Origin of the sequence: Aeromonas sp. BIGb0405 (genome assembly GCF_024807335.1) — a bacterium.
Classification (GTDB): domain Bacteria; phylum Pseudomonadota; class Gammaproteobacteria; order Enterobacterales; family Aeromonadaceae; genus Aeromonas; species Aeromonas rivuli.
In genome coordinates this window covers 465,709-481,277 of sequence record NZ_JANUEP010000002.1, presented here as the reverse complement: position 1 = coordinate 481,277, position 15,569 = coordinate 465,709, and the positions used below count along the sequence as shown (strand labels likewise).

Below are 15,569 nucleotides of genomic sequence, written 5' to 3'. Positions count from 1 at the left end.
ATCCGGGATATCGAGGGAGAAATGGGCAAGCGGGCACCGACGGATAAGCGCCGGCGCCCGAGCCCGGGCTACCTTAGCCCAGCAACAATCGGAGATAACTCAGGTGCAGATCCCTGTGCTCATCGGCGGGCAATTTGACCAAGACCTCATCATGGAGATAGCGGCTCTTGGCAGTGGCCAGCTCGGGGGCCACCAGACCCACCTCGACCAGCTTGGCGACGATGGCAACCGCCAGCGCCATGCAGCCGTCACTCTCCTGGCCCCAACCGAAATCACCATCATAATCAAACAGTTCAGGACGAGGCGAGAGAGGATCAACCCGATCCCCCCAGACCCAGAAGGCCATGGGCCTCTCTTGGGGAAGGCGCAGATAGATACTCTGTCTGTCCCACTCCCGTTGTTGGCCCTGAGTCGCATCCCGTGCTGCCTGATCCGGTTCCTGCGCCATACTGCACTCCTTGTCTCGCGATGCTATTTTGGGATGCCCATAGAAAAAGAGGGCACAAGGCCCTCTTTTTACTGGAAAACTCGCTATTTAAACAGCCAGAATTTCAACACAAAACCAGAAAAACTCCTTGCTGAACAGCGGGTGATCATGACTTGTTCAGATCGTCATCCAGCCAGTACTTGGAACCCGCCACACTGGCGTCGAGCAAGAGCCCTTTCTCACCGATCTGGTAGATAGCCATGCCGCCATTGTATTTGGCGGTCAGTTCGGCGCTCTCTTTGCCAGCCACTGCCCCCACCTCGGAGGTTGCTTCCCAACCCTGGTGGACAAATCCATCAAACTTGGCTTTGTTCTCGAACAGGATCACCTGCTGATAGAATTTTCCGCCCATACCGGCAGAGAGGCCGCCGCCAAACATCTTCATGTAGGTGCGACTGTTATTCTGGCGGCTGACCGCCACCCCGGCGCCCTGATTGGTGCTGAGCATCAGGGAGAACTTGCGAGAATCAAAGACCGCATAGCCATAGGCCTGGTCAAACAGCAACTTGGCGGAGGGCTGCTCGTTGAATAGCCGCACCAGGGCGGTATCGGCCATGGTATCGAGGGCGGTACGTGCCTGCTCGGCCGTCTTGGGCTCGACCATCTCATCGAGCTTCTTGTCTGCAACCGTCAACCACTCCTTGCTGGTCGCCATGCTCTTGTCGGTCCACTCCCCCGCGGTGTTGAATGCCTCTTCTCCCCACTGGGAGGCAGAATCCCAAGTCTGTTTGGAGAAGTCGCTGACATCACGCCACGCCTCTTTGCTGGTCTCACTCACCGCGTCACCGAGGTCGGAGGCTGCACTCTTGAGCTTGTCCCAATCCGCATGACCGGGCATGGCCACCAGCGCCACCATGAGCAGGGGCAGAGTTCGCATCTTCATGACTATCTCCATATCAAATGCCCACCAGGGGCGAGAAACTGCGTTTCCTTTAGCATACACCGCCAGGGGCGTCGCCACAGCCCTGGAGAGTAGCAAGTGTCTGTTATCCGGGCAGTTAGCAGGGCATCCTGTTGAGAAGAGAAGCAGGATCCGCAATGGCATCCCAACCTGGAGGGGCTCGTCAGCCGGGATGCAGACATGGTCATGGGGATAAGAAGAGGGAGCCAAGGCTCCCCCTGTGTGGACCAATATCCATCATGGCGATGAACTGAAACGTCGTCCCTGTGCATCCACCACCTGCTCCCCGTCTTCCTTGCTGAAGGCCCCTTGCTGGGGGCTCGGCAGGATATCCAGCACCACTTCTGACGGACGGCACAGCCTGGTGCCAAGCGGGGTGACCACTATGGGGCGGTTGATCAGGATGGGATGGGACAGCATGGCGTCAATCAACTCATCATCGCTGAATCCCTCCCCGGCCAGCCCCAGCGCCTCGTAGGGGGGAACATTCTGGCGCAGCAGGTCGCGCACCGATATCCCCATGGCGGCAATGAGTGCGACCAGGGTTTCGCGGCTCGGCGGCGTCTCCAGATAGTGGATGACGGTCGGCTCCACACCTGAGTTGCGGACAAGTGCCAACGTATTGCGCGAGGTGCCGCAGGCCGGATTGTGGTAGATGGTGATCAGGGTGTCATTCATGATAAAGCCTCTTCTTTCAAATAGTTGCGTTTCATGCGCAGGGCCACGTTGACCAGGGCGATCAGCACGGGCACTTCCACCAATGGGCCTATGACGCCGGCGAAGGCCTGATCCGAGCTCAGCCCGAACACGGCAATGGAGACCGCGATGGCCAGCTCGAAGTTGTTGCCGGTGGCGGTAAAGGCGATGGAGGCGTTCTTGTCATAGGGAATACCCAGCCTCTTGCCCACCAAGAAGCTGGTGAAGAACATCAGCACAAAGTAGATCACCAAGGGCACGGCGACCCGCAGCACATCCATGGGCAGCTCGACGATCATCTCCCCCTTGAGGCTGAACATCAGCACTATGGTGGCCAACAGGGCGATGAGGGTGATGGGGGAGATGGCCGGAATGAAGCGCTCGCTATACCACTTCTCCCCCTTGGCCTTGACCAGATAATGGCGGCTCAGAAAACCTGCCAGGAAGGGAATACCCAGATAGATCAGCACACTCTCGGCGATATCCAGCATGGTGATGTCCACCGCGAAGCCTTGCAGACCGAACAGGGGCGGCAGCACTGTAATGAACAGCCAGGCCATGAAGCTGTAGGTGAGGATCTGGAAACCGCTGTTGAGCGCTACCAGACCCGCACCGTACTCCTTGCTGCCGCCGCCGAGATCGTTCCACACCAGCACCATGGCGATGCAGCGCGCCAAGCCGATCAGGATGAGGCCCGCCATGTAGCCCGGCTGATCATGCAAAAACACCAGGGCTATCACGAACATCAGGATGGGGCCAACCAACCAGTTCATTACCAGGGAGAGGGTGATGGCGCGGCGATCCCGGGTCATGGTGCCCATGGTGGCGTAGTTCACCTTGGCGAGCGGCGGATACATCATCAGGATGAGGCCTATGGCCAGCGGGATATTGGTGGTGCCGACCGACATCGCCTCATTCCACTGGGCCACCTGGGGGAACAGATAGCCAATCCCGACCCCTATGCCCATGGCAACAAAGATCCAGAGGGTCAGATTGCGGTCGAGAAAACTCATTTTTTTGCTGACGGGCAGATCGCAGCAGGCATTGATACTCATCAAGAGACTCCCTGAGAGGATGAAACAGGCGGCTGATGGCGGGGCAAACCGACAGAGATCAGCGCCGCCAACAGGATAAGGTAATTGACGTGAGGGGCCAGGGTCAGCGCCTTGGGACGCAGCCGCAACTCTTGGTCGCGCCCCCCTGCGTATGACTGGCTGCCCATGAGTTCAGCAGCAGGACTCACCGGGCATGATGCCGCAGGCCTCCGGGTGACCGGCGCAGCACTCCTCGGTCAGGTAGCCAATCAGGCTCTGCATCAGCGCGATGTTGGCGCGATAACGCAGGTAGCGCCCCTCTTGCTCCACCGAGAGCAGACCCGCATGCAGCATGGCCTTCAGATGAAACGACAGGGCGTTGGGGGCGATGTCCAGCTCGCTGGCGAGCTGACCCGCCACCCGTCCCTCCAGACCCGCCTTGACCAGTAGCCGCCACACATCGAGTCGCACCCCGGAGGCGAGAGACTCGAACAACTTGCTGGCGACTGTCTTGTTCATTTCGACCATGATCCACACCTTATTCACTCAGTTAGTTCAACTATACAAGAGTTATTGAAATGATCAATCCAGCCAGATGACTTTTCCTCCCGCCCCTGCTTTGCTACCCTGCGCGGCCAAATAATCAGCGGCCCGGACATCGTCGCTGCAGGATGCAGACCAGCTTCCAGCGAGACCGGCTATCACCGACCCCCATCACAATGACTCCCCCTCGATCCCGCCAAGGGACAAGGCGGTGAGCGACAACGAGCGAGAGAATCGACATGCGTCAACGCCTACAACAAGAGTGGTTCGCCAATGTGCGTGGTGACCTGCTCGCCGGCACCGTGGTCGCCCTGGCCCTGATCCCGGAGGCGATCGCCTTCTCCATCATCGCTGGCGTCGATCCCAAGGTGGGCCTCTATGCCTCCTTCTGCATCGCCGTCATCATCGCCTTCGTCGGCGGCCGCCCCGGCATGATCTCCGCCGCCACCGGTGCCATGGCGCTGCTGATGGTCACCCTGGTCAAGGATCACGGCCTGCAATACCTGCTGGCGGCGACCCTGCTCACCGGGATCTTCCAGATAGGGGCTGGCTATCTCAAGCTCGGCAGCCTGATGCGCTTTGTCTCCCGCTCTGTGGTGACTGGCTTCGTCAACGCCCTGGCCATCTTGATCTTCATGGCCCAGTTGCCCGAGCTCACCAACGTCACCTGGCAGGTCTATGCCATGACGGCCGCCGGCCTTGCCATCATCTATTTGTTCCCGCTCATTCCCGTGGTGGGCAAGCTGGTGCCCTCCCCGCTGCTGTGCATCGTCATCCTGACGGCGGTGGCCATCACCATGGGGATAGATATTCGCACCGTGGGCGACATGGGCGAACTGCCCGATACCCTGCCCATCTTCCTCTGGCCGGATGTGCCGCTCAATCTGGAGACACTGGTCATCATCTTCCCCTACTCTGCGGCGCTGGCCGTGGTCGGTCTGCTTGAGTCGCTGATGACGGCGGCCATCGTCGACGATCTGACCGACACCAAGAGCGATCGCAACCGCGAGTGCAAGGGCCAGGGGATCGCCAACCTAGGCGCCGGCCTGATGGGCGGCATGGCGGGTTGCGCCATGATTGGCCAGTCGATCATCAACATCAAATCTGGCGGCCGCGGCCGTCTCTCCACCTTTGTGGCAGGCACCCTGCTGATCCTGATGGTGGTCTTCATGGATGAGTGGATCCGCCAGATCCCCATGGCCGCCCTGGTCGCCGTGATGATCATGGTCTCTATCGGTACCTTCTCCTGGGACTCCATCCGCAACCTGCGCAGCCACCCGCTCTCCACCAATATCGTGATGGTGGCCACGGTTGCCGTCGTGGTCGCTACCCATAACCTTGCCCTTGGGGTATTTGTCGGAGTACTGCTCGCCTCCCTCTTCTTCGCCGCCAAGGTGGCCCGCTTCATGCTGGTCAAGAGCGAGAGCAGCAAAGCGGGGGATGAGCGCCATTATCAGGTACGAGGCCAGGTGTTCTTCGCCTCTGCCGAACAGTTCATCGCCGCCTTCGACTTCAAAGAGGTGCTCAGCCGGGTGACCATAGATCTTAGCCAGGCCCACTTCTGGGACATCACGGCGGTGACCGCCCTGGACAAGGTGGTGCTCAAGTTCCGCCGCGAGGGGACCCAGGTCGACGTGATCGGTTTGAACGAGGCGAGCGCGACCCTGGTCGACCGATTTGGAGTACAGGACAAGCCCGAAGAGATAGAGAAGCTGCTGGCCAACCACTAAGGAGCGACCATGACCCATATCCTCGCCTGCCTCGATGGGGTAGCCAGCCAAGGGGCCATCTGCGATGCCTCCGCCTGGGCCGCTACCATCACCGGTGATGCTGTCACCCTGCTGCATGTGTTGGAGCGCCACCAAAACGTGCTGCCCGACTTGAGCGGCACCATTGGTCTGGGGAGCCGGGAGACCTTGCAGGCCGAGCTGGCCGAACTCGACCAGCAGCGTAGCCAGCTGGCTCGCCAGCAAGGCAAGGTGCAGCTGGACGCCGCCGTCCATCAGCTGGCGGAACACGGCATCCAGGCCAATCGCCTGCAGCGCCATGGCGACTTGCTCGAGACCCTGAGCGAGTTTACCGAGCAGACTCGCTTGCTGGTACTCGGCAAATGCGGCGCCCGGCACGAGGGGGAAGATGCCGTGGTCGGCAGCCAGCTCGAGAGCTTGCTGCGCACCCAGCGCACCCCGGCGCTGGTCGTGCAGCGCCACTTCACCGCCCCCACCAGCCTGCTGTTTGCCTTTGATGGCAGCGAGACGGCGCAGCGGGCCTTGCAGCAGCTGGCAGGCAGTACCTTGCTCAAGGGCTTGCCCTGTCATCTGGTGATGGTGGCCGACCCCGGCGCCGAGCACAGCGCTCAGCTCGAGGATGCCGCCGCCATGCTGCGCCAGGGGGGTTGGCAGGTGATCCCCAGTCTGCGCCAGGGGGAACTCATCCCCACCCTGACTCAATATCTGGCGCAGCAGCAGATAGCCCTGCTGGTGATGGGGGCCTACGGCCACTCCCGAGTGCGCCAGTTCGTGCTCGGCAGCCACACCAGCGCCATGCTGCGCGCCCTGCCCTGCACGCTGTTGCTGCTGCGCTGACCATCAGAGCCGCCCCGCGCGGCCCTCTCATCTTGCCCTGATGGACTCCCCCTCGGCCCTGCCCTTGATATGCAGTTGCGCTGAGGCGCCATCTGCCCCCATCTGAGCGTTCTGCTCACCCCTGGCATCTGCCCCGTTACCGCTGTCCATCCTCCAAAAGCCAGTACTGGTGCGGCTCTCCCGGCTGGTAATGCCCGCCTCCTCGTGTATCTGGCACCTGCGGCCCAGGCATTTGACATAAATTGTTCCCGTCAACGCGTCCAGCTGTATAGTTTTTGGTTAGCCATTCCGGTAAAATCCGCGCCCTTATAAGAGAGCCACCTAAGAGCGATTGAGCGATGTCCAACACAAAACAGGCCCCCAAAGTAGGATTCGTCTCCTTGGGTTGCCCTAACAACCAATAACTAGATTGATATTCTTCTGAATTTGATTGGGTAAGGCCGTGTCAATGGTCTCAATTGGTGCAATTTGTTAGGGTGTCAGCCATTTACCACACATGTACAAGGAATTCTTGCTTTGAGCAAAAAAGCAGCCAAGATAGGAGATATTGGGACAGATCATGATGGCTTTCACCCTACAGCCATCACCGCAGGGTCGCCCGATGTGTTCAAAGATGGAATCCCCGTTGCCCGAGTTGGCGATCCCCTAGTTCCTCATGACAAGCCAAACAATCTCCACCATCCAAGAGCCATTGCTTCTGGTTCCTCAACAGCTCTTGCCTCTGGCTATCACTGGTGGTGGTGTTGATTGTGGTGGAGTTATCATAGGGTCTGGAACTATCATTGTTGGAGTTCAAGCATCAGCGGCCTGAGCTTCCGCAGCTCGTCAGCCTGCTGCACCTTTAGAGCTCCCGGCTAAAAATGCCTATTGGCCTCCCTATGACTTTTCCCAGGGTAAGACGCTAGAGGTTGTATACACCACGGCATCAACTGATATTGCCTTATTATCGCGAGAAGAGGCTAAGGAACTGCTACAGACCCTTTACTCTGAAATGGGTGGTAAGGATACTGTTGGGACAACAAAGATAACGATAATATTCTTTGATTGGTCAATGCTATATATTACAACCATACCTAGAATTATTTTTTCTTCGGGTGATGACAGGTAGCCTGTTCTGGCCCTATAAAAGAAGGGCTCTATCTTTATTCTGGTTGAATCTAGTTGGTTTTATATGCTTCTATGCATCATTGATGAAATTACACATTTAGGAACTTCTTCAAATGGATTCAAGGATAATGCTTTTAATTAAGATTTTCGATAAAGAAGAGTATGCGGATGCATTCCTCAACAATGGTGAGATATTTTGTCAAACTTTAGAAAGTTTTAAAAAAATAGAAGATGCCGGAGTTAGAGGTGATACCTATGAAGCAGTATCTAGTTGGTATCAACCAGATCAGGTTTCTCTAATTATATCATATAAAGATGATGCAGGTGTTGAGCACAAAATACCACTAATGCCCTCAGACCTAGCCGGCCCAATCATCACTCAACTCAACAAATATAATCATTTAAATCTTTACTGTATGTATGCAGTAATAATTCCAGAGTTTAACGAGTCTTACACAACTGAAGAAGAAAAATTGCTTGTGTCTGAAAAAATAAACTCTATGCTTGCTGAAAGAACAACCTTGGATGATGAAGTTCTATCTCTTGGAAAATATGCAGTTATTATCCATAGTGTTAACGATTTCATCGAGAAAGTTGAAAGTGCCGCAAAGGAAAGAAATTATCAATGCCGCCATAAACCAATTACTTATTTCGACTCTGACAGTTTCAATGGAAGTGTTAATGAATTAGAAGCCGTGTTTAGAAAGAGACATTGTTACAAATACCAGAGTGAATATCGCTTCGCGTTTGCTACACAAGAACTTGTAGGGCCAAAGACAATACATATTGGGCCGATCGGAGGAATTGCAATAAAGGTTCCCACTGAAAGTATAAAAAGCAAGCTGAGATTAAAAGTAAAAATTTAAAAAGTGTTTTTATTTTAAGTAAGAAAGCCCCCAACTAAGGGGGCCTTCTGAACTTCATTGGGAGGTTGTGTTATCCCTTCCCAATTCAACAATGCCATGACTTACATCACTTAGTCAAATGGGTTAAGAACTAGCACTCCAATCCCCACAACTTCGAAATTACATAGAGACTCATCCGTAACAGTCACTTCGTTATACTTCTTATTGTCGCTGGTTAAACTGTATCCCTCAGAAACTATCTGCACTCTCTTGTATAAGTAGCTTCCCGCCTTACGCATAACAACTACTTTACTATCTCTGAGCTCTTTTTGGCCCTGGTCTATGACTAGAACACTCCCCACGCCAAACGTAGGCACCATCACATCACTGTCTACTAGTAGGGCTACAAGACGGCCAGCATTCTCCTGGAGAGTCGGGAAGGCTTTAGAATCCAAAAAAAGGAATTCATTACTATCTATAAAAGGAATTTTTAGCACTCTGCCATTTTCTGCTTCCTGAGCTACCGCCAGAGCCGCCCCTCTAAACTCTTCACCTGTAGCCAGCCATTCCACTGAGACGTTCCCAGCCTTAGCGAGCGAAACAAGGTTCTCTAGAGTTGGGCTAGAAACGCCCTGCAAGTAGTTGTGGACGGTACTGTACCCAATCCCCGCCCTCTTAGCGAACTCGCGGCCAGAGCCTGCCGGAACAATTGATTTAAGCCTCTCGCTGAATTGGAAAATGCTCTCTTTCTTGTCAGTCATAGTGTCACCTAACACCACAATAAAAGGAATAGATGTTCCTTATTCTGGTTTGACATGTTCCATATAATGATCAATCATATGCTTAATGTAAGTAACGAGTGGTCATTATGAGTATTCATAATCCTGAAGAATCGCAGAAAAAGGAGCGGGATGCCAGTACTAAGAACTGGCACAGGGCAGACATACTTGCAGCCATTAAGAAGAAGGGAGGAACACTAGCACAGCTTTCAAGAGATAACGGATTACATGAGAGAACTCTCTATAACGCACTTGAACGACACTGGCCTAAAGGTGAGCAGATCATTGCTGACTATATAGGCGTTGCTACCCATACCATTTGGCCGGAAAGATATGTATCATCGAACGTTAGCAACGAATGAATCTCATCTGATTTTTTAACCGTAATGGAACTACAGATATCATGAAAAAAAGAATGCAAGTGTTAGTATATAGTTTGTGGGGATTAATCACTCTAATCTTTGGACTAAGTGCTTATAAAGAAATCTACGAGCCGGGGATGGGTTTCTGGTCTGGCACTCTGACTGTTATATCTGCCACTTTGATGACATTAGTAGCTTTGTTAGCCTTATCCTGGGCAATTCTTTCCATTGACCGGATTAGAAATAAGCTATTACCAAAACCAAAGTACAAATTTATAAACAACTACACTGTACCTTGTTTATTAATCCTTTTGGTAAGTATCTCGAATACACTGGGATCTTCTGCAAGTGCAATGCAAGGTAAAGAATTGGGATTTCTATCTGAAGCAGAGTTTTCAGATGCCAAGATGCATAAAATTTTTGATAAAAATGAATATTCAAAATACTTGGTAGAAAAAGAAGAAAAAAATAAAGCTGATGAAGAAAGAAGGGTTGTAGTGAAAGCTGAGGAAGAACGAGCAACAAAAATAGAAGCTGCTGTGCAACTATTTGATGTAGAAAAAAGAGAGCAAGTAAAAAAATTAATTATTAAAGATCTTAAAGAACACCCTGGCTTAACACAGCAAATACTAAACGAAATAGCAGCGTATGATAAACTCTCTATGGAACGAACTAGTGCTGAAAGGACATATATAGACGATGGTGTCAGTCATAAAGAGTATATGAAAGCAATTGATGACTCTAACTGCCGACAGGAGATGAAGTCAAACCTAGCTCCATATAAAGCATTGTTTGATGCCCAATCTAAAAATTGGAGGCCCTTCGCTGAATATCCTGATTATATGGTGAAGCAGGAAATGTATCAGAGAGATCTTGCTAATGTTGAGTACCTCAAAAACAAAACTAAGGTGGAGAATATCTTTATGCAATGTATATTCCCACTTATGCAAAATATCCCTCACCTTTCTAGAGCTGATTCAAAACCTAAAGTTATGGACGCAGAATACTTCCCTGAGAGTCTACAATGCGTGCAAAGAAATGGTGGCGATTATAATACTTGTTATAAATGGAAAGGAGTATAATCACCAAATGTTCTCAAGGATATCTATTATCAAAATCAACTTAAAAGGATATATTGTGCATATGATATATTATGTTGCTCTTATGATATTATTCATGCCGCTAAGTTCAACTGCAATAGCAGCCTCGTTTGATTGCAATAAGGCTCATGGTTTTATTGAAAAAACCATCTGCTCCACACCTGAATTATCTACTTTAGATGAGGATCTGAGTAAAATATATAAAGAAATTATACATGCCGATCCCGAAAATGCTGGCCTCATGAAGAAAGCACAATTGTGGTGGTTGAAAAGTATACGTAATAAGGCAACCAACACTCAGGAACTTAAAGAGGCATATATAGCACGGATTAATGACCTTAATTTTTTACTACATGGAGATGAAGAGCTATTACAGTCCCAAGCAGTGAACCATACTCAAGTCCCTCCCTCCCCCAAGGCTGTAATATCGGCCGGCATTTCGCCAACAAAAAACACTACGTCATTTTACGATAGCTTAGAGGAATTCTCTTCAAGTAATGAGGCTGGTTTTTTATCCGCAGGCATGAATATAGAGACTAGAAAAAGAATTGCAAAAGAAATTTATAACGATTTAAAGAGTTTCAGTAGTACACCAACAACTAAGTATGAATATACGCAAAAACAGTATAAATATTCTGATTTAATTAATATATACAGTAGTCGAAATGATGCTGAAGCAGTTAGATACTTTACAGCTATCGGCATTATTGATAATAGAAAAATAGAGCCTGAATTATATAATTTTCTTGGCGTGTATTATCTTTACGGATATCACGGCGTAGAGAAAAACACGGATAAAGCTAGATTGTTTTTAGCATATGCAGCAAGTAAGGGTGTTTATTATGCTAGATATATTTTGGCCAACGACTATATATTCAAAAATGAACATGCAACAATCAAAGAACTAGAGTATGGTCGTATATTGGTAGAGCATTCCCCATGGTTTTCTGAGAAGATTGAAATATTAGATAACATTAAGTTTAGGCGTGAAAACTATGATGGTTATCGTTTAAAAATATCATGTACTGCTAATACAAAAGCTAAAACACAACTGAATATCAAGCAATGCATGACTCCTAATTTTATGACATTAAATGGCTCGAATAACAAACAGAAAAATATATCATATTCTCTTTCAAACGGGCCTGCTTGGATTGATTTTAATGGTGAAAGCGTATTGTACACTCCTAAGCATTTCAACGTTAGCATTAGCAACGGCTCAAAAAATACATTACTAAAAATTGATATATACAAACAAGGCTCTGATCAACCGGAAGAGAAGTTTGAAGCGGAATCCTACCAAAACATATCAATTACTCGTTGATAAAAAGAGATGACGAAATTTAAAAAAATGTAAATGTAAATGTAAAAACATATAATAAGGGCTTTCGCAAGAAGAAAGCCCTTATTAAAAGAATGCGTTTCCGTATACCTAAAATACTAGAGAGCTCTTTGGTTTACTAAGTACTCATCATTTCTTTTTTGACACGAAACACTGTTGCCCTACCGCAGTCGCACAGCTTCGCGATCTCATCTGGCGTATTCTTCCCAGCTAAGAGCATTTCAGTGATCTTGCTATGAAGTTCCTTGTTCTTCTGCTTCCCCTTGTATCGGCCAGCATCTTTAGCAATGGCTATGCCTTCATTACGTCTTGATGCGATCATGCCTCTCTCAAACTCAGCGACTGCCCCCATCATGGTTAGGATCAGACGACTTTGCGGGGAGTTGTCAAAGCTCATGCCGTTAGCCAGGAAGCGAACAACGATACCCCGTTCAACAAGGCTATCTATCATTTCCAGTAAGTCGCGGGTGTTACGTGCAAGACGGTCAATAGAATGGGCTACTAGGGTATCGCCTTCGCGGAGGTGTGAAAGCAGGTTCAGCAGTTCTGGCCTTTCACTAGTGGATTTCCCTGATTCCTTCTCAGAAATGATCTTATCGCAAACAGGTTCCAGTACCGCCAACTGACGTTCAAGGCTTTGATCTTTTGTCGAGACTCTTGCGTACCCAAAAATCATTTCCTTACCCCTACCTGCCATCAAGTATCGTTTAGATTGAATCAATGATACTGTATCATATAGGTTATTTCAACATCTAAATGATACTAAACGAGACTCGGCGGAGCGGTATCACTGGGGAGTACTCAAAAGAGATTTTCCTCTAGTGTCTTTTTCAACCCGGATCGCACTCTATCGAATCAGTAATTGCCGTTTACTCAGGATGGTTGAGTTTGATGGGTTATCACGAAACGCTTTTCTGCTGTTGAGAGTTGGGATAGCCTTAAATCTGTGAATGCCCTGTTAAAAGTTGTTTTAGGTAGGCCCATATGCTCTTTAATCAGTTGCTTGCACGTTCTGCGGTATTGGAGGAGCGACTAGCTGACTTCTTTTCGTTACCGCTGGTAAATGATTCCTGTCGTCTACAGGCTACGAGGGCACTTGCTAGCCTTAGCTTTGAACATGCTCAAAGCTTGAAGTATCTAGTGGCAGCAGGCCTACATACATCTGCCGCAGCCCTACTTCGCGTGCAGTATGAGTCGCTGGTTCGTTCCCTTTGGGTGCTTTACGTTGCGACGGACAGCCAAGCTGAATTGATGCTTGCTGAGCTCACGCAGGATACTGCTAAGCAAGCCAACAAAATTCCGATGCTCAGCCAAATGCTAGAAGCAATCGAGGAGAAGGCACCACATGCACCAGTGGTTCATCTCAAGGAGTTCAAACATTACTCGTGGCGGCCTCTGAGCTCTTTTGTGCACGGTGGCATCCATGCAGTGAATCGTCATGGCAGAGGCTTCCCGCCGGAGCTGGTTCTGATGCAAATCCGACACTCGAATGGGCTGCTGGGGATTGCAGGTAATCTGCTTTTGATCCTGGCTGGCGTACCAGCAGAGGCCGGTAAAATGGCTGGCATATATGCTGAGTTTCAAGACTGCTTTCCCCCGGCCGATTCACCTTACCCGCGAACCACTGAGCCATCTTACTAATTAACATCTGAGGCGAGTGAATACCCCTGCGGAATGTCCGTTGGCACGTATACACCCAATAAGCTGAGGCTCGTGGGTAATCACGAAAAGATAAAATATATCTTGACATTTTTCGATAATGCCACATTAAATATTATTCCAGTGGCTCAGATGATTTTTGACTCGTGCAGATAAAAACAGGCTTATTTCTGTTCTGAGTATGAGATTCCTTCAATTTCCTCAAAGAACGATGACGGTACTGGGTTCTGATAATTTTCGGGTTTGAAGGCCAGTCAGCTAGGCTAAGAAAGTAACACTTGATACTTTTATAAAATAAAAATTGACATATTGAATTTCACCTCAATTTCTGAAAAAAAAGCACCATTCGTGCTATAATAGATACATCCAAAATTATGCAGCCCCAGACTCTAGACGCCCCTGGCCCTAGGGCTTTTTTGTATGCATTTTATTTGGAAAATCGCCAGTAAACAATGAGTTACTGGGATATATAAAAAGGAAGTATATGAAAATAAAAACAATAATCCGCCCTACTTTGTTCAATCACAACCTACTGTTTCCACAACTTCATAAGCTTAAGTTTGCCGCCTATGGATGTGGGGCTGGTAAAACTACCGCCCTGATTCAAGAAGTAAACAGCTCAAAATACGATCAGTTCTTCATCTTGGCTTTCGGTACTAACAAGATGCAGGAGTATGTGGCATCACAGATCAATGGTTCTCTGGTGTGGGTCAGTGACAAGGACTCGCAGAACTACTGTAGTGACATTCTACAAGCAGCTCTGAACTACCTACGAGCCCCCCAGATCAGCCACAAAGCACTGATAATTAGCGATAAAATCTTCTTTAAATTAGATCCTAAGCTACTGAGAAAATTCAAAATCTATCTAGATGACGTTGTAACTTTCAGCTCTCATATCACTCTCAACGACGCCACACCGGCAGCAAAGCTACTAGTCCAAGATGAGTTGTTGAAGCTGACCCCCTATGACATCTCCACCAGTAAGAAAGCGAAAAAGGGACAATCCAGCGAGCAGTACTGCATAGGAACAAAGCGTGATTTTTCGGGGGACATAACCACAACAGTGAGTAAAACCCTCGATATTATTCAAGATAATGACCAGTTTTTCATGGATTCGAGCTGGTTTTATGACAGTTCAAAGTCCCAATTGAACATCACTGCTTGGCGAGATTTACAGAAGTATATAGATGCGGGTCTAGACATGACATTCATTGGAGCGAACTTTACTAACTCCATGATATATAAGGCACATAAGCATTTATTCAGGCCAATTACATTGCCTAACATACAGGAAAGATCTGTCCCTTTGGATGATCGCCTAGAAATCTTCTACTTTCTGGAACACACTCGGGCATCAGCAACTTGGAAGAATGATAGTGGCGATTGTTTAACTAAAATTTATGACTATTTAATCATTTCCTTAGGTGCCAATTACTACTACACCCACAATAAATCTGACGAAAAACGCAAGAACACTCGCGGTGAGTCATACAAGCTGTCAGGAGATAAAATCAGCGTAGAAGCCCGTGGTTCGAATGATTTCAGAGAACACGACACTTGTGTTTGGCTCGCGACTCTCAAGCCAAGCCCAAGTGAGGCCGCTCACATTGAGCATTTATTCGGTATTACCTACAGCGAGTTCATTAGCTCTAGAGAACACGAGACCATGCACCAATTCGTACTGAGGGGGTGCAGTAGAGACTACAGTTCAACCCAGATTCAACGAGTCTATGTTCTCGACCGCGAGCAAGCAGAAGCACTAGGGACAAACATAAAGCACATTGACCTACAGCTCCAATCAGATAACCCAGACAAGAAACCTGTCGGTGCACCTGTGAAGCAGTTCAAGCTGGACGCCGCCGCTTCTGAACGCTGTAGAAGGAAGCTCCAAAAGAATCCAACCTTGAAAGAGTTCAGGGAGTGGATGTTCAAAGGAGCCAATGCTAGCTGTACTGACTGGGAACGGAAGATCTTCATGGAGAGGTACGAGAAGCATCAGTCTACAGCCGGACTGAGGAAGGCTGCCTAATGGATTCAAGGAAAAGTGGGATTTAATACCTTATATACTATAGGGATTTATTCCCACCTTTTAGGTATAAGCAATGAAGAACGCCGCTACCGCTTGCGGT

Annotated in this window: 16 protein-coding genes; 9 read left to right on the top strand and 7 right to left on the bottom strand. The window is 49.3% G+C overall.

Features of this window, described 5'->3' with window-relative positions:
- Window positions 1-73 precede the first annotated feature (73 nt).
- From M2366_RS06975 to M2366_RS06955, 5 genes are all read right to left on the bottom strand, one after another.
- Window positions 74-448, bottom strand: a complete 375-nt coding sequence (locus tag M2366_RS06975) for a hypothetical protein (RefSeq protein WP_224430903.1) — start codon at window positions 446-448, stop codon at window positions 74-76.
- Between the two features lie 145 nt (window positions 449-593).
- Window positions 594-1,370, bottom strand: a complete 777-nt coding sequence (locus M2366_RS06970; protein ID WP_224430904.1) for a hypothetical protein — start codon at window positions 1,368-1,370, stop codon at window positions 594-596.
- 255 nt (window positions 1,371-1,625) lie between these two features.
- Window positions 1,626-2,066: a glutaredoxin-dependent arsenate reductase gene (arsC, locus tag M2366_RS06965; RefSeq protein ID WP_259269290.1), complete on the bottom strand. Its 441-nt coding sequence runs from the start codon at window positions 2,064-2,066 to the stop codon at window positions 1,626-1,628.
- Window positions 2,063-3,139 (bottom strand): ACR3 family arsenite efflux transporter, encoded by a 1,077-nt coding sequence (arsB, locus tag M2366_RS06960; RefSeq protein WP_259269289.1) that lies wholly within the window; start codon window positions 3,137-3,139, stop codon window positions 2,063-2,065. Before arsB ends, arsC begins: the two co-directional genes overlap by 4 nt.
- Before the next feature lie 171 nt (window positions 3,140-3,310).
- A complete protein-coding gene (locus M2366_RS06955; RefSeq protein ID WP_259269450.1) occupies window positions 3,311-3,637 on the bottom strand; it encodes a helix-turn-helix transcriptional regulator in 327 nt (108 codons plus the stop codon).
- A 263-nt stretch (window positions 3,638-3,900) separates the two neighbouring features.
- Here M2366_RS06955 and M2366_RS06950 point away from each other — a divergent pair, with 263 nt between their 5' ends.
- The 4 genes from M2366_RS06950 to M2366_RS06935 all read left to right on the top strand — a co-directional run bounded on the left by M2366_RS06950 (window position 3,901) and on the right by M2366_RS06935 (window position 8,219).
- A complete protein-coding gene (locus M2366_RS06950) occupies window positions 3,901-5,391 on the top strand; it encodes a SulP family inorganic anion transporter (protein WP_259269288.1) in 1,491 nt (496 codons plus the stop codon).
- 9 nt (window positions 5,392-5,400) lie between these two features.
- Window positions 5,401-6,246: a universal stress protein gene (locus M2366_RS06945; protein WP_259269287.1), complete on the top strand. Its 846-nt coding sequence runs from the start codon at window positions 5,401-5,403 to the stop codon at window positions 6,244-6,246.
- A gap of 603 nt (window positions 6,247-6,849) precedes the next feature.
- Window positions 6,850-6,993: a hypothetical protein gene (locus M2366_RS06940; protein WP_259269449.1), complete on the top strand. Its 144-nt coding sequence runs from the start codon at window positions 6,850-6,852 to the stop codon at window positions 6,991-6,993.
- Between the two features lie 473 nt (window positions 6,994-7,466).
- Window positions 7,467-8,219: a hypothetical protein gene (locus tag M2366_RS06935; protein ID WP_259269286.1), complete on the top strand. Its 753-nt coding sequence runs from the start codon at window positions 7,467-7,469 to the stop codon at window positions 8,217-8,219.
- 110 nt (window positions 8,220-8,329) lie between these two features.
- Here M2366_RS06935 and M2366_RS06930 read toward each other — a convergent pair whose 3' ends face one another.
- Window positions 8,330-8,959 carry a LexA family transcriptional regulator gene (locus M2366_RS06930; RefSeq protein WP_259269285.1) on the bottom strand — a complete coding sequence of 210 codons (630 nt, stop codon included), beginning with the start codon at window positions 8,957-8,959 and terminating at the stop codon, window positions 8,330-8,332.
- Window positions 8,960-9,066: 107 nt separating this feature from the next.
- On the opposite strand from M2366_RS06930, the gene M2366_RS06925 reads away from it, so the two are divergent.
- Genes M2366_RS06925 through M2366_RS06915 form a run of 3 tightly spaced genes read left to right on the top strand, consistent with a single transcriptional unit; the run spans window position 9,067 to window position 11,763 of the window.
- Window positions 9,067-9,339, top strand: coding sequence for a helix-turn-helix domain-containing protein (locus tag M2366_RS06925; RefSeq protein ID WP_259269284.1), 273 nt, complete (start codon window positions 9,067-9,069; stop codon window positions 9,337-9,339).
- 41 nt (window positions 9,340-9,380) lie between these two features.
- Complete coding sequence (locus M2366_RS06920) at window positions 9,381-10,421, top strand: hypothetical protein (RefSeq protein WP_259269283.1); 1,041 nt, start codon at window positions 9,381-9,383, stop codon at window positions 10,419-10,421.
- 55 nt (window positions 10,422-10,476) lie between these two features.
- Entirely contained in the window at window positions 10,477-11,763 is a 1,287-nt protein-coding gene (locus M2366_RS06915) for a hypothetical protein (protein WP_259269282.1), read from the top strand.
- A 136-nt stretch (window positions 11,764-11,899) separates the two neighbouring features.
- Here the strand turns inward: M2366_RS06915 and M2366_RS06910 are convergent, their stop codons facing one another.
- The gene (locus M2366_RS06910; protein WP_259269281.1) at window positions 11,900-12,478 is read right to left on the bottom strand and encodes a recombinase family protein; all 579 of its coding nucleotides are present in this window, start codon (window positions 12,476-12,478) and stop codon (window positions 11,900-11,902) included.
- Between the two features lie 287 nt (window positions 12,479-12,765).
- Here M2366_RS06910 and M2366_RS06905 point away from each other — a divergent pair, with 287 nt between their 5' ends.
- Both M2366_RS06905 and M2366_RS06900 read left to right on the top strand, forming a co-directional pair.
- Window positions 12,766-13,422: a DUF6988 family protein gene (locus M2366_RS06905; protein ID WP_052448195.1), complete on the top strand. Its 657-nt coding sequence runs from the start codon at window positions 12,766-12,768 to the stop codon at window positions 13,420-13,422.
- A gap of 502 nt (window positions 13,423-13,924) precedes the next feature.
- Window positions 13,925-15,469, top strand: coding sequence for a hypothetical protein (locus tag M2366_RS06900; protein WP_259269280.1), 1,545 nt, complete (start codon window positions 13,925-13,927; stop codon window positions 15,467-15,469).
- Window positions 15,470-15,569: the final 100 nt, after the last annotated feature.